Source organism: Helicobacter saguini, from assembly GCF_000762875.2.
GTDB classification, from domain to species: Bacteria; Campylobacterota; Campylobacteria; order Campylobacterales; family Helicobacteraceae; genus Helicobacter_A; species Helicobacter_A saguini.
Window position 1 is genome coordinate 1 of the sequence record NZ_JRMP02000061.1, and the last position, 598, is coordinate 598.

Here is a 598-nt window from a genome sequence, read left to right on the forward strand (position 1 = left end):
CAAAAAGTATAATTTAGATTCTAATATTTTAAAGTCAAATAATACTAGAATCTTTTTTTATTCGCAATTATTACAAGGTGGGATAGAATCTAATAATGAATTATTGTTTGGTAACGTAGATTCTAATAATAAACTTACAGAATCTAAGCCTATTTATTATCTACAAGATTCTAGTAGCAATATAGAATCTAATTTAGATTCTAAAAAACCAACACAAACTCTCCAAGTGTTTTTAGATTCTAAGGTTTTAACGATATTAAATTATTCACTTTTAGAATCTAGTTTAAATATAAAGTTAGAATCTAAGTCTAAAGAAGCAAAGAAGATTCTAAGTAAAGAGTTAGATTACTGCAAAGCTAAAGCTTCTCGCAATGACAAACTAGATTCTATAGAATCTACCGCAATGCTTTGTCCTATCTTAGAAGATAACGAAATAAAATGTATTCATGGTGGAATAGTAAAACTACAATCAAACAAAGGAAAGCCATTTAAATCAAACAATAAATCAATGATTTTAGAATCTGATTTATTAAATAGCCAAATAATAGGTTGTCAAAATACTATCTTAGGAGTGCCAACTCCTTGCAATCTAATTAGT

Annotated in this window: 1 pseudogene; it reads left to right on the plus strand. The window is 26.6% G+C overall.

The annotated features are described in order from the left end of the window. A pseudogene (locus LS64_RS12695) lies at nucleotides 1-598 on the plus strand (hypothetical protein); the annotation flags it as partial.